Raw genomic sequence first — 14,491 nt, 5'->3', positions numbered from 1 at the left:
TTCTCCATATCAGGCGGCTGCACCCACCGGTTCATATCTGCTGATCGTTATCTCTACCCGACCTTTCGGCACTACGGGTCCCCATTCCACCAGCATGCGCTTAATCTGGCTGTCGTCTTCCCAGACACCCGCATGCGTCAGCGCGTCAAACAGGGCTTTGTTGTAATTATCGATATCCCGGCGGCGCGCATCCGGCGGGTACAGAGTGATTTCTACCGCTGCCAGTTCAGTCGATGGCTTCGGGAGACGTCGTAATTGCTCAATGATCGCCACGCAGGCAGCGCTCTGGTATTTACGACCATCAGCGCTAATGAGGTGACGACCGGCCAGCGGCCCCTTATTAGGGGCGCGCCAGTACGTGTTCACGCTTGGAGGGAACGGGAGCACAAGTTTCATGCCACCTCCTGCTGTTGCACTGCACACAGTTCCTGAAGATTTGCCTCCACCAGCGCCCTGGCGAATGGTGGTGGTACCGCATTACCGCAGCGGGCTACCTGCTTATCTTTTGCATAGCGATTTCCACGGTAGTCCTGATCAATAACGTAACCATCCGGGAAGCCCTGCGCTTTGTAGAGTTCATGCGGCTGCAACATGCGCATTCCGATATCAACGATCTGGTATTTAACCCCATCGATCGTTACCAGCCATTCATCGTCACTTTCCCCGCAATACGTCTCGAGAAATGTGCGTACCGCACCCACGTGTTGGCCACCAGCAGTGATAGTTGGCATTGGCACATCAAGGCGTTGCCCGTCGCGGCATGTTCCACGCAGTTTCACCAGATGAGAGGCAACTACTGCATGATGGTCGACGGTGGTCACTGAGTGCGCAGGTTCATCCATACTGACACCCGGTCCCGTATAGTTACCGCCGTAGTGTTTAGCCAGGAACGCGCTCACCGTCGCGAATTTATTTCCACCTGCAGTAACGGTCCCCAGCGGGTTATCCAGCCGCAGCACACGCGGTTCTTGTCCAGGTCGTTCGCCATAACCCATCTGGATCAGCGTAGGCGTTACCAGTTGAGATTTACCCCCACCGCCAGCGGTGATGGTTGCGCTCGGTTCGTCTGCCCGGTGGCCGACGCTGGCCCCAAACTGGCGGGCTATCACTGGCGCAACCAGACAGGCGCGGGATTGCTTCAGAATGGTGTGAGCAGGTTTATCCAGCGGGCGCGGTTTAGCCTGGTATTCACTGCCACCATTACCGGCCAGGAACGGTGTCAGTGCAGCCTCAACAATCCCGAGTGCATGCCCATTCCCGCCCGGGCGTTTTGATGTACCAGCAGTTACCGTCGGTACCGGTTCGGTAACGGGCTGCCCGGTTGCGCCAGTGCGAAATTTTGTCAGGTGTGGAACGGCTAACGCGTAGCCGAGTTTTTTAGTAATGGTCTGTAATGGCTCATTCAGCGACTGCCCGCGAAAAGCGTCATACGAATTTTTTGAGCTTGTGTGGTTACACTTCACGATAAACGGCGACGCACTTTCGATAACAAAGCGCTGTATGCCGCGCGCGATCCGCTTCAGAGTGTTCTCCGCCAGCGGTTTTTTGCGGTCGAAGATGGACAGGGCCGGAACATTCCAGTCGATACATTCCGCAGCGGTACGCCATGGCATCAGCCTGCCGCTCTGCACCTCCAGAGACTTAGGATCCCCATGGGTAACAGCAGGCCACTGGATTGGGCAGCCATCGCAGCGCATAACCATGAAGAAGCGTTTGCGGATCGTCGGCGCGCCGTAATCACACGCGCGTAGTTCGCGATAATCAACATCATATCCGAGCCCATCCACCAGCTTTTTCGCCTGCTCGCTACCTCTTTCGATAGACAGAAACTCACAAACCTCAGCCAGTGCCGGGTGATCAGCAGGAATGCCAGTGGACAGCATGCCGACAAATGCATTGAATGTTTCTCCAGTGCGGGCAGGGTCTGGGCGACTATTTCCAGGGTAAACCGGGCCAATAAAATCCGCCAAAAGGGCTTCCGGCAAATCAGGTTTAGGCGGGATGTCAATTAACGGTCCCCACGTTTTGAACTCTTCCACGTTCTCCAGCATCATCACGCGCGGTCGCTTCGCCAGTGCCCAACGCAGAACAATCCAGGCCAGACCGCGTATCTCTTTTTTCACAGGCTTTGCGCCTTTTGCCTTCGAGAAGTGTCGGCAGTCCGGGCTAAACCATGCCAGGCCGACAGGATTACCGCCAGTGGCAGCTACCGGATCCACGTCAAATACGGATTCACAATAATGCAGTGTGTCCGGGTGGTTCGTCTTGTGCATCGCAATGGCGTTTTCGTCGTGGTTGATCGCAATATCCACGCTGCGCCCGATCGCCAGTTCAATACCCGTTGATGCACCACCGCCACCAGCAAAGTTATCAACGATAATCTCACGCATGGGTTACCCCCTGCATGCTGCTGACCAGTCCACTAGCAGTAGTAATGATTTCGCTGGTTGGCATGCGCTCAAGCCACAGCTGGTTAATGTTCGCTTTCAGCTTATTCTGCTGCGATGCGTCCAGAGAATCAGCCCCCTCAACCTGGTTGAACACCAGACCAACCTCAAGCGGCCAGATACGCGAATCCACACCAGGTAATGCTGCTGGCGCTACAATAGGTTCTTCTTGCTCTGGCACTTTGGTGGCTGGTGGCTGAACCTTTCCCGCGGCAAATTCGACCAGTGACATAAACGCCTTCCCTTTTTCCTCCAGATCGGTACGGCTGATGTAGCTGAAACGCTCGCCGCGCCAGGTCTTGTCGAACAAAGCGATTGCACCAGCAAAGAAAGCACCTGTGGGTTTCTGCTTATCGTCGGCAGGAACAAACCACACAGGGAGATCGAAACCAATGCGACCGCGAATAAACATGATGTGATCGGCGTCTTCCGGCCACCATGTTTCACTTGTCGCCGCTTTAATGAGGAACACGTAACGCCCACCCTTTTCACGCATCTCCATTGTGTGATCCATGATGTGGGTCATGCCGGTGATCGCCTGTTTCTCGTGGTACTGAGAGCGGCTATAGGGTGGATTACCGAATGCGGCCCCGCCGATTGGCTCCAGCATTTCCGCCCAATCCTGCACCAGCGCGTTATCTTCGGCGGTGTACCATACCGGGCATTTCGCGTTGTCGTCGTCAGCAAACAAGTCCAGAACTAATGGACCAAATAGTGCGTTGATCCCCCAAAAAAGCAGATCCGGTGTTCGCCACTGATCGCCAACTTCTTTCAATTCGTGGGCTGGTTGACTACGTAGTGCCGCCAGCGCCTGGCAATATTTGTTTAACGTCATCCTCTGAACCCCTCTGGAATTTTGGTATCGACCGGGCCGAATTTCATTGGGTCATGCTTTCGTGCCCTTCCCCAATCCCTACGTTCCGGACGTCCAGCAGAATCCCAGCGAGTTGCAGACTGGAGGTAGCCAGGGAAATTTGACGGGATAAACAGCGTTGTTGGGCGGAGATATTCAGCCATCTTGATATCAGCCCCCCATTTTTCTTTGCTGTAGTCGATAACCATCACCATCTCTTCAGGGGTAAAACCTTCTCGCAGCCTGGCGCGGATATGCTCAAGCGAGGTTTTGCATACCTGGAATCTTGATCCGGTGGTCTGGTTCAAATGGGTCAGAACCCAAATTGCCTGGTCGGTAATCACGACTTCAGGGTCTGGTTGCGCTGCAACCGGACAAGAGGGTTTTGAAGTTACTTGTGGATCTTGTTTTGATTTTACTGACGGATCCCCGCCAGATTCTGACGGGTCAAAACCGCCTTTTTTGCCAGATTTCGACGGGTCAGTTTTTGAGGCGTCAAAATTTGATACGTCAGATTTTGACGTGTCAGAATCTGACAGTTGAGAAAATGCGGCAGCCTGAAGTTTCGCCACATTCAGGCGGTACACGTTCGAAGCATTACGGTTACCATTACGGCGCTGTGTACGCGTGAGCCAGCCATCTTTTTCAAGCTTTGCGATTGCCGTTCTGATAGTGCTCGGCCCTGCGCCAAGCTGGCGAGCAATAGTTTCAATAGACGGCCAGCACACACCTTCATCGCTGCTGAAATCAGCAAGGCGAGCCATGATCGCGACACTAGACAACTTCATGCCCGACGCCGCGCAACCATCCCATACGTAGCCGGTTAATTTAGTGCTCATGATCGTCCGTTATCTCCCTGAACTTTTGCCTGAAATGCTCAAGTGGGCTGAAGCATTCGTGCGGGTAGCCATCACGCAGATAGATAACGCGCTGTGTTTCTGGCTCCCAGCGGATAACACGGACTGGTACTCCGCGGTGGTCTTTGAACCTTCGGTTAAGTTCGCGCACAGGCGTTTTGCCCTCCGGTTATAGACCCCCACAATTGAAACCGCCCTACTGTGGTTACACGGAACCCAGCGGTTTGATAATCTGCGTTCATACCGAAACAAAGGAGCACCCGAAACCGGGATCATCCTGAGTTGCGGTAGACGGTTAAAAGCCGTTAAACTGCTCATGCGGATTATTTCTCCATACTCGAAGAGTTGTTCGCCAAGGCGCCCGGAGCTGCACACTCGCGGGCGTCACTCTTTTCAGCGACACAAAAAACTCGATAAAGAAGTGTTACGTGCTCCTGGAACTTCACGATAACCTGATAGCTGTTTTCCTCTATCTGAGCACGCTCATCTGCGTCAATTACCCCATCAGCCGTGGCTTTACGTACAAAATTAGAATGACGGCCTATCCATTCGATGGACTCCATCAGGCGCTGGTTGATATCGGCGTTATCCAAATCATCAACATCTGCCAGCGGTACAAATACGCCCTGAGAATGGCGCGCAACGGCATCAGCGATATGGGGTGAACCACCAGCACGTTGTAAAACCATTGCCCAACCCAGCGGGAAGATCTGGTCTCCGTCAACACGAAGGCGGTTAAATAATGCGTTCTCTGTCACGCCCAACCATTCCGCCGCCTCAGCATATCCACCAGGCAGATCGGTAATCGTTTTTTTAATCGCTACCACCAGCCAACTAGGCTGACGTTCGACTTTCCAGATTGGTTCGTTACCCACGGTTAACCCCTTATTCCTGTGGTTTTATGTCTGTACTCGCACCTGTACAGTTCGAATAGCGATGTGGATAAAGGATTTCTAACTCATTGATTTTTCCCGAGAAGAAACGGACTAAACGTTCAGCAATATCTAGGGAAGCAATTTGCTGCCCTCGCTCTATCCGGCTTAGATTTCCCGGGTCGATATCAACCCCTTTTGCTACATAGGAAAGAGTCATACCTTGCGATTTACGCAAGATTCGTAACGGTGATTGCATATAACCCCCTTTAATTGCGTATAACGCATATTAATTGGAACATACGACTTGCGCAAGTTGCTTTGCACATCACGCAAAAAAAACATGTAATAGACGCATGAACATAGGAAACCGCATAAGAGAACTTCGCACTGCGAAGGGTCTAAAAATCGCTGATCTTGCTGAAGCCGTTGGTGTCGACGGAGCTAACATCTCGCGTGTAGAAACTGGCAAGCAGAAGTCATTTACTGAACAATCACTTAGCAAATATGCTCAAGCTTTAGGCGTTAGCGTTGCTGATCTATTTACTCCAAGTGGAAATAAAAATACTGTATGTGAATACAGTGGTAGTAACCCACATTCTGGAGATGGATCTGTGTTTAGAGTGGAGATTCTTGATGTTAGTGCCAGTGCTGGTGGCGGCTTTATTCAAGGCAGCGACATCATTGATGTCATCAGGTCAATCGAATACAACAATGAACGTGCGCTAGCGATGTTCGGCGGAAGAACGGCAGATCAAGTAAAGGTAATCAACGTTCGAGGCGACAGTATGGCTGAGACAATCGAGCCTGGTGATCTTCTCTTCGTTGACATCTCTATTCATGAGTTCGATGGTGATGGAATCTATGTATTTGGTTTTGATGATAAAATTTACGTCAAACGATTACAGATGATACCTGATAAGTTGTTGGTGATATCGGATAACCCAAAATATAGAGAATGGTCCGTGGACAAGACTAACGAACACCGTTTTTACATTTTTGGGAAAGTAATGATAAGCCAATCTCAATCATTCAAACGTCACGCCTGACGCTACATATCAATGTTGAAACCGCCTTTATGGCGGTTTTTTTATGCACCTAACATTGCGCAATCCGCAATTATTTACTTGCGTTATTCGCAATTTAATTTTATTGTCTACTCCATAGCGAACAGGCAGGACGCCCACGAAGTAGCCGCCGGTGGCGTATGAATAACCGGATAATTCGCTGACAGGTGTCTTCGGGAGGGGTTGCGAAGCTGGCTTGACCACCAGCAACAGAAACTCAGCCACGATACGGAGCCGTTAACCCACGGCGTGGAGTGTAAATACCGTAGGGGTTGTAGCTGGTTGGTCGCCAGCGCCCCGCCCGAAGGCACCTACCACCGCGCCTGATGTGGTTAAAAGCAGGCCAAAGCTATAAAAAGTACTTCCCTGTTCTGGCGGCCCGGTGTTTTCCCGTTTGTCCGGTAACCGCCAGCCTTTTTTAGGGTTCAACATGAAAGCGCGTTCTGTCCCTTAACCTTTAAGGTCAGTCGTTAATCCAAAGTAACCGGAGCGCGCTTCCAGTTGCGATATTAGCTTAAAGAGAGCAACGGACTTCTAAGCCGTGGGTCGTAGGAAAAGTTAACTGATTTAATCTACTGAAAGTAGCGGTATACACGACAGATCAGAACCGTACGAATATTTGATATTAAAACCTGGGTGCAGCTGGGTTATATGGAGAATAACGCATGATTCAGATGTTAACTCTTGAAGAATGGGCAACCGATAAATACAGAAGTAATCCACCTAGCGTCTCGACATTGCGCCGTTACGCTAAGCAAAATCTCTTTTCTCCACCAGCAATGAAGCAAGGTAGGCTCTGGAGAGTTAGGGAGGATGCTGAATTGGTTGGTGAACTTGCTGCGCCGGTTATCAAGAAATCTGATTCACCAAAATTGCAAAGGATCCTCAGCGATGGCTGCGAGACCACGTAAAAATAATGTATCAATACCTAACCTCTATCCACTATACAGTCGTAAGGTCAACAAAGTGTATTGGAGGTACAAGCACCCTGTAACGGGGAAATTTCACAGTCTGGGTACTGATGAAGCTGAGGCTAAAGCAATTGCTACTGAGGCAAACGCAAGACTTGCTGAACAGCGTTCAAGACAGGTACTGGCTATTAGCGATCGAATCGCTGCCAGTAAGGATAAAGCAATTACGACTGTTACTTGGCTTGAGCGGTACTGGAAAATACAGGAGGAAAGATTGGCTTCAGGCGATATCAAGGAGAATACGTATAAGCAAAAAGCCAAGCCAGTTGCACTTCTCAAAGAACGTGCGGGAATGAAGCTAATATCTTCTGTTGATGTCAGGGATATAGCACAATTGCTTGACGAGTACATCGCTGACGGGCAACCGAGAATGGCCCAGGTCGTAAGGTCTGTATTGATCGATGTGTTTAAGGAAGCACAACATTATGGCGAAGTTCCGCCAGGGTATAACCCTGCTCTAGCGACGAAACAACCCAGAAGGAAAATTACCCGTCAACGCCTCAGTCTAGAAGAATGGCAAAAAATATTTGATATTGCAGACGCCAATCATCGTTATATGGGGAATGCCATGCTCCTAGCTTTGGTCACTGGGCAGCGTTTGGGAGATATATCAAAAATGAAATTTAGTGATATTTGGGAGGATCATCTTCACGTCATTCAGGAAAAGACCGGGAGCAAAATCGCTATCCCTCTTTCTCTTCGATTGAATGCTATCAACTGGAGTTTACGAGATGTAGTAGGTCGCTGCCGTGATTACGCTGTCAGTCCCTATCTCGTACACTTTTTCAGAACAACATCTCAAGCTGAACGCGGATCGCAGGTAAAATCCAATACATTGACGATGAATTTCAGTAAAGCGAGAGATTTGGCTGGGATTGACTGGGGCGATGGCACACCAGCAACATTCCACGAACAACGTTCTTTGTCCGAACGCCTCTACGGAGGTCAAGGTATTGATACTCAGAAATTGCTAGGCCATAAATCACTAAACCAGACAGCTAAATACCGAGATGATCGAGGGAAACACTGGATAAAAGTAACCTTCTAAAAAGAAGGTTACTGAAGAATAAGGTATATTAATGTATCGTTAACAGTTAGCTAAAATTAATTATTTTAAAAATCAAAACCATTAGATTTGTTATGTAATGAATGAAGAGCGTCATACAATTGCTCTTCAACTTTAAGGTAATCGTTACTGCTTTTCATAATTATTAATAACTTACTTATATCACCATTAACTTTCAGTAGTGACCTAATTGAATAATTATCACCATTCATGAATGCAAGATTGGCTTGTATTTTTGGTTCACTGTTAATAATATCCCTTCTAGACTGATTGGGAATAACAAGATACCGTCCATAATTTACTGCTGAGCGAGACGCATGGAGACTACCACCTTTTAAGTCAGATTGAACCATCAAAACTCCAGCTGATAATCCTGCCTGGATTCTATCACGTTCTACAAAGTTATTGCGAAATGTATTGCTTCCATAGGCATATTCCGAAATTAATAGACCCTCTGAGTTAAGAATATCCATTGCGAGTTTTTTATTCTCTGCAGGATAAATTTTCTCCAATCCCTGAGCCATAACTGCTATTGTTTTCCCTTGATTTTCAATAGCGGAAGCATGGGCAATTGAATCAACACCTTTAGCCAAACCACTTACAATGGTCCACCCTTTTTCTGTAAACCACTTAGTGATATTTTTTGCAATTGTTTCACCATGAAGAGTGGGTTCACGAGTACCAATTACCGCCAAGCATTTATTACGTAAACAATTTAGATTACCAGCACAATAGAGTATTGCAGGTCTATCGTTAGTAACCTTTAATGTTTCAGGGTAACACTCGTCAAAAAATGAAATTATAAAATGATTTTTAGCACGAGCTATATCGATATTCTTTCTTGCGAAGTCTCTAGCCACTAACAAATCATCGGAAGTTATTTCTTTAACTCCCAATAATTTCACCAACTCATCAAGGGATAAATTAGAAAAGTCTTTGAGCATGCCTAAGCTAGATAACGACTTAGTACCCACTCCTTTAAGGGCGCTAAGTGTCAACAACTTTTCTGTGTCTGGAGATATTGTCAACATCACTCACTCTCAGTGTGATTGCATCTAGGCTCTTGGTCCCACCCTGTACAGGCTAAAAAACGAACCTTCTTCCATTTATTGTACTTTTTCACCATATCTCTACCACAGTCAGGGCATTGTTTTTCAACGATACTTTCAGTGTACTCACACTTTTCTAATTCATCATTATAGCCTGAACACCCCCAAAATCGAATACCCGTTAGAGAGTTTTTCCTTATTTTAAGAATGTGACACATGCATTCAGGACAAAGCCTATCCACTTCAGAAATAGAAACTGTTTTAGCCAAGCATATCCCTAAGCTATGTTTAACGCTCTCGATTTTTAGCAATGAATAAGCTCTTTTTAGGGTAGAGCCTGTTGTAATGATATCATCAAATATTAATACGGTCTTACCTTCAAGCGTACCTTTATATTTGGGGTTTATATGCAAGCTAGATTCTATTTCTATCGAACGCTGATCCTTTGGTAAAGTCTTAAGCGATTTGGCTCCCTCACTAAAAACAAAAAGATCATCTATAAAAGCAGCATCAGAATTACTTTTACTTCGAGCATTTTCTAAGACTTTCTCTAACCTTTGGTTTTTTTCTTTTTTTGATGGTATTACTGTAACAATATCAAAACCTTTAGCCGCCCGAAAAAATGATGGGATATTATCTGCTGCATGCGCTAAAATATCTCCCCAGTACTCTGGAGGCACGTAATTATCGTCATGTTCTTTCTTAGCGATTTCGATAGATAATGGATGCGAGTCATGTAATTTTGTTGTAAGTAAACTTTTTTGCGAAAAATAACGTCCGAGACATATTGTGGAGAGCGTCTCACTTGAAGGAATGACATTAGCTGACTCATCCAAAGGTACAAAGTAGAATCTTTTTCGCTCAAATTTAAAACTATTGTGTCGCGCACAGTTTTCCGCCATGAGAATTATATTCTCATACTCATCAACATCATCTATAAGGAATTCAGTGCTTAATACGGCGGCTGGTACTTGAGAAACTGGGGTTCTTGATGCCCACGATGGAACAATAGGTATAACTCCCGCATAATAACTAGCAATGATATCTGTGTAATCATCACCAATATAAATGACTCTTTCTGGATTTGTGAGTCCTAAATTTTTTAATGCTAGATTAATACCGGTAGGATTTGGTTTCATCCCTGATGAGCCTACATCAGTATATGTCACCACGGTGTCGAAATCTGGCAAATTTAAATGTGAAATTATTGTTTCTGCATAGCGCTTACTTGAATTTGTCACGATCCCTATTTTTATGCCTTTAGAAATCAGTCTTTCAAGTAATTTTTCAGTACCTTTATATGGTTTGACTGTTGATAGTAGTTCTTCTGTTATTTCATCATAAGCCCCACGTTCTCTAATATCTTTGAGCTTATTTGTTGATGCTAACGTGTTATCTAAATCGAATAAAATGGCTTCAATTTTCATTATCAACTCCATGTCTATAAGAATACTCTAATATACTTCCTATAATTCATTTTGATAACCTGTTTTGATAAAATTTTGATAACCGTTAGCAGCCTAACAAAAAAACGGGAGCGTTACGCTCCCGTTAATGAATTTAACAAATTATAGCATTACATATTTTCGATGATTGCATCGCCAAACTCGCTACATTTCAGCAGCTTAGCGCCGTCCATCAGACGTTCGAAGTCATAGGTTACGGTTTTCGCGTTAATCGCGCCTTCCATACCTTTAACGATAAGGTCAGCCGCTTCTACCCACCCCATGTGGCGCAGCATCATTTCAGCGGACAGAATGATGGAACCTGGGTTCACTTTATCCTGACCTGCATACTTCGGTGCAGTACCGTGGGTTGCTTCGAACAGCGCACATTCGTCACCGATGTTCGCACCCGGTGCGATACCAATACCACCAACCTGTGCGGCCAGCGCATCGGAGATGTAGTCGCCGTTCAGGTTCATACAGGCAATCACGTCATATTCAGCCGGACGCAGCAGGATCTGTTGCAGGAACGCATCTGCGATAACGTCCTTCACCACGATCTCTTTACCGGTTTTCGGGTTCTTGATTTTCACCCATGGACCGCCGTCGATCAGTTCACCACCGAATTCTTCACGCGCTAACTGGTAACCCCAGTCTTTGAACGCGCCTTCGGTGAACTTCATAATGTTACCTTTGTGTACCAGGGTAACAGAATCACGATCGTTAGCGATGGCGTATTCGATCGCTGCACGAACCAGACGTTTAGTCCCTTCTTCAGAACACGGTTTAATACCGATACCGCAATGTTCCGGGAAGCGGATTTTCTTCACGCCCATCTCTTCGCGCAGGAATTTAATCACTTTCTCGGCATCGGCAGAGTCCGCTTTCCACTCGATACCCGCGTAGATATCTTCGGAGTTTTCACGGAAGATGACCATGTCGGTCAGTTCAGGATGTTTAACCGGGCTAGGCGTGCCCTGGTAATAACGCACCGGGCGCAGGCAGACATACAGGTCAAGTTCCTGACGCAGGGCAACGTTCAGAGAGCGAATACCGCCGCCAACTGGTGTGGTCAGAGGGCCTTTGATGGCAACACGATATTCACGAATCAGATCAAGGGTTTCAGCAGGCAGCCAGACGTCCTGGCCATAAACCTGAGTGGATTTCTCGCCGGTGTAGATTTCCATCCAGGAGATTTTACGCTCGCCTTTATAGGCTTTCTCGACAGCAGCATCGACAACTTTGATCATCGGTGGGGTTACATCAACGCCGATACCGTCGCCTTCAATGAACGGGATAATCGGATTTTCAGGAACGTTGAGTTTGCCGTTTTGCAGGGTGATCTTCTTACCTTCCGCCGGAACAACTACTTTGCTTTCCATTCACCTCTCCTTCGAGCGCTTCTGGTTCTGCTCGTCTGTCATCACGCTGCATGTGCGTTTGCGTCCTGCTACACGGATGCGTTAGAGCAACTTTTTGTTAATGATTTGTAATGAGCGTGTCAATACTACCCTATTGTTCGCCGCCATGAAAGACACTCGTTCTTAGGCTATAATGCGGCAATTGATATAATCTGAAAATACCATGCAAAAAACTTCTTTTAGAAATCACCGGGTTGAGCGATTCAGCTCACGACAAGTCACTAAGCAGCGTAAAGAAAACCAGCCAAAACGCGTGGTTTTGTTCAATAAACCCTACGATGTTTTGCCACAATTTACTGACGAGGCAGGCAGAAGCACGTTAAAAGATTTCATTCCCGTACCAGGAATCTATGCCGCTGGCCGACTCGATCGAGACAGTGAAGGTCTTTTGGTGCTGACCAATGACGGCGCGCTGCAGGCGCGGTTAACGCAACCCGGCAAGCGCACGGGGAAGATTTATTACGTTCAGGTTGAGGGAGAACCTACGCCCGAAGCGCTGGAAGCCCTGCGCACTGGCGTGACGCTCAATGATGGCCCCACGCTGCCTGCTGGCATTGAGGTGGTAGAAGAACCCACATGGCTATGGCCGAGAAACCCGCCTATTCGGGAGAGGAAAAATATCCCCACCCGTTGGCTGAAAGTGACTTTATATGAAGGCCGCAATCGCCAGGTACGTCGTATGACAGCACATGTTGGATTTCCTACGCTGCGCCTTATCCGCTATGCCATGGGAGATTACACTCTGGACAATCTCGCCAATGGCGAGTGGCGGGATGCAACTAACTGAATAAGGAACAGGTATGTTCAAACCACACGTTACGGTCGCCTGTATTGTGCATGCAGAAGACAAATTTTTAGTCGTTGAGGAAACAATCAATGGCAAAGCCCTGTGGAATCAACCTGCTGGGCACCTGGAAGCGGATGAAACTTTAGTGCAAGCCGCCGCTCGCGAGCTGTGGGAAGAGACAGGTATCAAAGCACAGCCACAACATTTCATTCGAATGCATCAATGGATTGCACCAGACAAAACGCCCTTTTTACGTTTTCTGTTTTCTATCGAGCTTGCCAATATGTGCGCTACTGAACCTCATGACAGCGATATAGATTGCTGTCGCTGGGTCAGCGCGGAAGAGATTCTTTCAGCACCAAACCTGCGCTCGCCGCTGGTTGCCGAGAGCATTCTCTGTTATCAGAGCGGACAGCGCTATCCACTGGCGATGATTGGCGAATTTAACTGGCCGTTTACAGAGGGTGTCAAGTAAAGGGCTGCGTGCTAGAATATGCCGCCTTGAAGTTCAATGTCGTGAGTATTCCTATGTCTGAAAGCCCAAAAAAAGTGATCGTCGGCATGTCCGGCGGTGTCGATTCCTCCGTTTCTGCCTGGCTGTTGCAACAACAGGGTTATCAGGTAGAAGGCCTGTTCATGAAGAACTGGGAAGAGGACGATGGCGAGGAATATTGCACAGCGGCTGCCGATCTTGCGGATGCGCAGGCGGTCTGTGACAAACTCGGCATTGAACTGCATACCGTTAACTTTGCCGCAGAATACTGGGACAACGTCTTTGAACTGTTCCTTGAAGAGTACAAAGCAGGCCGTACGCCGAACCCGGATATTCTGTGCAATAAAGAAATCAAGTTTAAAGCCTTCCTCGAGTTTGCCGCCGAAGATTTAGGTGCCGATTACATCGCCACCGGTCATTACGTGCGCCGCGCCGACGTCGATGGCAAAAGCCGCCTGCTGCGTGGGCTGGATGGCAACAAGGACCAGAGCTATTTCCTCTACACGCTCGGCCATGAGCAAATCGCGCAAAGCCTGTTCCCGGTAGGTGAACTGGAAAAACCACAGGTGCGTAAAATTGCCGAAGACCTCGGTCTGATTACGGCCAAGAAAAAAGACTCCACCGGTATCTGCTTCATCGGCGAACGTAAGTTCCGCGAGTTTCTCGGCCGTTACCTGCCGGCTCAGCCAGGCAAAATTATCACCGTTGATGGCGAAGAAATTGGCCAGCATCAGGGGTTGATGTACCACACTCTGGGTCAGCGTAAAGGGCTGGGCATTGGTGGGACGAAAGAAGGTACGGAAGATCCGTGGTATGTGGTGGATAAAGACGTTGAGAACAACATTCTGGTGGTTGCTCAGGGTCATGAACACCCGCGCCTGATGTCCGTCGGCCTGGTGGCACAACAGCTGCATTGGGTTGATCGCGAACCGTTCACCGGCACAATGCGCTGCACGGTGAAAACCCGCTATCGTCAGACCGATATTCCGTGCACCGTTAAAGCGCTGGATGCTGAGCGTATTGAAGTCATTTTCGACGAGCCAGTCGCGGCGGTAACGCCGGGTCAGTCGGCTGTCTTTTACAATGGTGAAGTGTGCCTCGGCGGCGGCATTATCGAACAACGATTGCCTCTGCCGGTATAATTACTTACACATCTGATACAA

17 protein-coding genes are annotated in these 14,491 nt (G+C 48.0%); 6 read left to right on the top strand and 11 right to left on the bottom strand.

The window, feature by feature from the left end; translation table 11 throughout:
- Positions 1 to 9: 9 nt before the first annotated feature.
- From OGV77_RS13700 to OGV77_RS13670, 7 genes are all read right to left on the bottom strand, one after another.
- A complete protein-coding gene (locus tag OGV77_RS13700) occupies positions 10 to 396 on the bottom strand; it encodes a RusA family crossover junction endodeoxyribonuclease (protein ID WP_286502777.1) in 387 nt (128 codons plus the stop codon).
- Positions 393 to 2,390, bottom strand: coding sequence for a DNA cytosine methyltransferase (locus OGV77_RS13695; RefSeq protein WP_286502776.1), 1,998 nt, complete (start codon positions 2,388 to 2,390; stop codon positions 393 to 395). The genes OGV77_RS13700 and OGV77_RS13695 overlap by 4 nt, the downstream gene beginning before the upstream one ends.
- On the bottom strand, positions 2,383 to 3,282 hold the full coding sequence (locus OGV77_RS13690) for a phage N-6-adenine-methyltransferase (RefSeq protein ID WP_286502775.1): 900 nt from the start codon (positions 3,280 to 3,282) through the stop codon (positions 2,383 to 2,385). The genes OGV77_RS13695 and OGV77_RS13690 overlap by 8 nt, the downstream gene beginning before the upstream one ends.
- Entirely contained in the window at positions 3,279 to 4,139 is an 861-nt protein-coding gene (locus tag OGV77_RS13685; protein WP_286502773.1) for a conserved phage C-terminal domain-containing protein, read from the bottom strand. Before OGV77_RS13685 ends, OGV77_RS13690 begins: the two co-directional genes overlap by 4 nt.
- Positions 4,129 to 4,308 (bottom strand): DUF4222 domain-containing protein, encoded by a 180-nt coding sequence (locus OGV77_RS13680; protein ID WP_003034732.1) that lies wholly within the window; start codon positions 4,306 to 4,308, stop codon positions 4,129 to 4,131. Before OGV77_RS13680 ends, OGV77_RS13685 begins: the two co-directional genes overlap by 11 nt.
- Before the next feature lie 172 nt (positions 4,309 to 4,480).
- Positions 4,481 to 5,032, bottom strand: a complete 552-nt coding sequence (locus OGV77_RS13675; protein ID WP_286502772.1) for a YmfL family putative regulatory protein — start codon at positions 5,030 to 5,032, stop codon at positions 4,481 to 4,483.
- 10 nt (positions 5,033 to 5,042) lie between these two features.
- Positions 5,043 to 5,288, bottom strand: coding sequence for a helix-turn-helix domain-containing protein (locus tag OGV77_RS13670; protein WP_061381731.1), 246 nt, complete (start codon positions 5,286 to 5,288; stop codon positions 5,043 to 5,045).
- Positions 5,289 to 5,385: 97 nt separating this feature from the next.
- On the opposite strand from OGV77_RS13670, the gene OGV77_RS13665 reads away from it, so the two are divergent.
- Positions 5,386 to 6,078 (top strand): XRE family transcriptional regulator, encoded by a 693-nt coding sequence (locus tag OGV77_RS13665; RefSeq protein WP_286502771.1) that lies wholly within the window; start codon positions 5,386 to 5,388, stop codon positions 6,076 to 6,078.
- A gap of 255 nt (positions 6,079 to 6,333) precedes the next feature.
- Here the strand turns inward: OGV77_RS13665 and OGV77_RS13660 are convergent, their stop codons facing one another.
- The gene (locus OGV77_RS13660; RefSeq protein ID WP_286502770.1) at positions 6,334 to 6,528 is read right to left on the bottom strand and encodes a hypothetical protein; all 195 of its coding nucleotides are present in this window, start codon (positions 6,526 to 6,528) and stop codon (positions 6,334 to 6,336) included.
- 233 nt (positions 6,529 to 6,761) lie between these two features.
- Between OGV77_RS13660 and OGV77_RS13655 the strand changes: the two genes are divergently transcribed.
- The gene (locus OGV77_RS13655; RefSeq protein WP_008784452.1) at positions 6,762 to 7,007 is read left to right on the top strand and encodes an excisionase; all 246 of its coding nucleotides are present in this window, start codon (positions 6,762 to 6,764) and stop codon (positions 7,005 to 7,007) included.
- The gene (locus OGV77_RS13650) at positions 6,988 to 8,115 is read left to right on the top strand and encodes a site-specific integrase (RefSeq protein WP_286502769.1); all 1,128 of its coding nucleotides are present in this window, start codon (positions 6,988 to 6,990) and stop codon (positions 8,113 to 8,115) included. Before OGV77_RS13655 ends, OGV77_RS13650 begins: the two co-directional genes overlap by 20 nt.
- Before the next feature lie 65 nt (positions 8,116 to 8,180).
- On the opposite strand, the gene OGV77_RS13645 is transcribed toward OGV77_RS13650, so the two are convergent.
- The 3 genes from OGV77_RS13645 to icd all read right to left on the bottom strand — a co-directional run bounded on the left by OGV77_RS13645 (position 8,181) and on the right by icd (position 12,009).
- A complete protein-coding gene (locus OGV77_RS13645) occupies positions 8,181 to 9,164 on the bottom strand; it encodes a DNA-processing protein DprA (protein ID WP_286502768.1) in 984 nt (327 codons plus the stop codon).
- Complete coding sequence (locus tag OGV77_RS13640) at positions 9,164 to 10,609, bottom strand: HAD-IA family hydrolase (RefSeq protein WP_286502767.1); 1,446 nt, start codon at positions 10,607 to 10,609, stop codon at positions 9,164 to 9,166. The genes OGV77_RS13645 and OGV77_RS13640 overlap by 1 nt, the downstream gene beginning before the upstream one ends.
- A gap of 149 nt (positions 10,610 to 10,758) precedes the next feature.
- A complete protein-coding gene (gene icd, locus OGV77_RS13635; RefSeq protein ID WP_003030769.1) occupies positions 10,759 to 12,009 on the bottom strand; it encodes an NADP-dependent isocitrate dehydrogenase in 1,251 nt (416 codons plus the stop codon).
- 202 nt (positions 12,010 to 12,211) lie between these two features.
- On the opposite strand from icd, the gene rluE reads away from it, so the two are divergent.
- Genes rluE through mnmA form a run of 3 tightly spaced genes read left to right on the top strand, consistent with a single transcriptional unit; the run spans position 12,212 to position 14,470 of the window.
- The gene (rluE, locus tag OGV77_RS13630) at positions 12,212 to 12,835 is read left to right on the top strand and encodes a 23S rRNA pseudouridine(2457) synthase RluE (protein ID WP_043015994.1); all 624 of its coding nucleotides are present in this window, start codon (positions 12,212 to 12,214) and stop codon (positions 12,833 to 12,835) included.
- A gap of 13 nt (positions 12,836 to 12,848) precedes the next feature.
- A complete protein-coding gene (locus OGV77_RS13625) occupies positions 12,849 to 13,310 on the top strand; it encodes an NUDIX hydrolase (RefSeq protein ID WP_043015993.1) in 462 nt (153 codons plus the stop codon).
- 53 nt (positions 13,311 to 13,363) lie between these two features.
- On the top strand, positions 13,364 to 14,470 hold the full coding sequence (gene mnmA / locus OGV77_RS13620) for a tRNA 2-thiouridine(34) synthase MnmA (RefSeq protein WP_003832402.1): 1,107 nt from the start codon (positions 13,364 to 13,366) through the stop codon (positions 14,468 to 14,470).
- The last annotated feature ends 21 nt before the right edge of the window (positions 14,471 to 14,491 follow it).

The sequence above is a fragment of the Citrobacter sp. Ce129 genome (assembly GCF_030334545.1).
In the GTDB taxonomy this organism is placed as follows: domain Bacteria; phylum Pseudomonadota; class Gammaproteobacteria; order Enterobacterales; family Enterobacteriaceae; genus Citrobacter; species Citrobacter europaeus.
Note: the sequence above shows the minus strand (reverse complement) of the source record. Positions and strands in the feature narration are given on the sequence as shown.

Coding starts and splice junctions, on each gene's coding strand:
- OGV77_RS13700 (WP_286502777.1), bottom strand. CDS start 396: ATGAAACTTGTGCTCCCGTTCCCTCCAAGCGTGAACACGTACTGGCGC.
- OGV77_RS13695 (WP_286502776.1), bottom strand. CDS start 2,390: ATGCGTGAGATTATCGTTGATAACTTTGCTGGTGGCGGTGGTGCATCA.
- OGV77_RS13690 (WP_286502775.1), bottom strand. CDS start 3,282: ATGACGTTAAACAAATATTGCCAGGCGCTGGCGGCACTACGTAGTCAA.
- OGV77_RS13685 (WP_286502773.1), bottom strand. CDS start 4,139: ATGAGCACTAAATTAACCGGCTACGTATGGGATGGTTGCGCGGCGTCG.
- OGV77_RS13670 (WP_061381731.1), bottom strand. CDS start 5,288: ATGCAATCACCGTTACGAATCTTGCGTAAATCGCAAGGTATGACTCTT.
- OGV77_RS13665 (WP_286502771.1), top strand. CDS start 5,386: ATGAACATAGGAAACCGCATAAGAGAACTTCGCACTGCGAAGGGTCTA.
- OGV77_RS13660 (WP_286502770.1), bottom strand. CDS start 6,528: ATGTTGAACCCTAAAAAAGGCTGGCGGTTACCGGACAAACGGGAAAAC.
- OGV77_RS13655 (WP_008784452.1), top strand. CDS start 6,762: ATGATTCAGATGTTAACTCTTGAAGAATGGGCAACCGATAAATACAGA.
- OGV77_RS13650 (WP_286502769.1), top strand. CDS start 6,988: ATGGCTGCGAGACCACGTAAAAATAATGTATCAATACCTAACCTCTAT.
- OGV77_RS13645 (WP_286502768.1), bottom strand. CDS start 9,164: ATGTTGACAATATCTCCAGACACAGAAAAGTTGTTGACACTTAGCGCC.
- OGV77_RS13640 (WP_286502767.1), bottom strand. CDS start 10,609: ATGAAAATTGAAGCCATTTTATTCGATTTAGATAACACGTTAGCATCA.
- icd (WP_003030769.1), bottom strand. CDS start 12,009: ATGGAAAGCAAAGTAGTTGTTCCGGCGGAAGGTAAGAAGATCACCCTG.
- rluE (WP_043015994.1), top strand. CDS start 12,212: ATGCAAAAAACTTCTTTTAGAAATCACCGGGTTGAGCGATTCAGCTCA.
- OGV77_RS13625 (WP_043015993.1), top strand. CDS start 12,849: ATGTTCAAACCACACGTTACGGTCGCCTGTATTGTGCATGCAGAAGAC.
- mnmA (WP_003832402.1), top strand. CDS start 13,364: ATGTCTGAAAGCCCAAAAAAAGTGATCGTCGGCATGTCCGGCGGTGTC.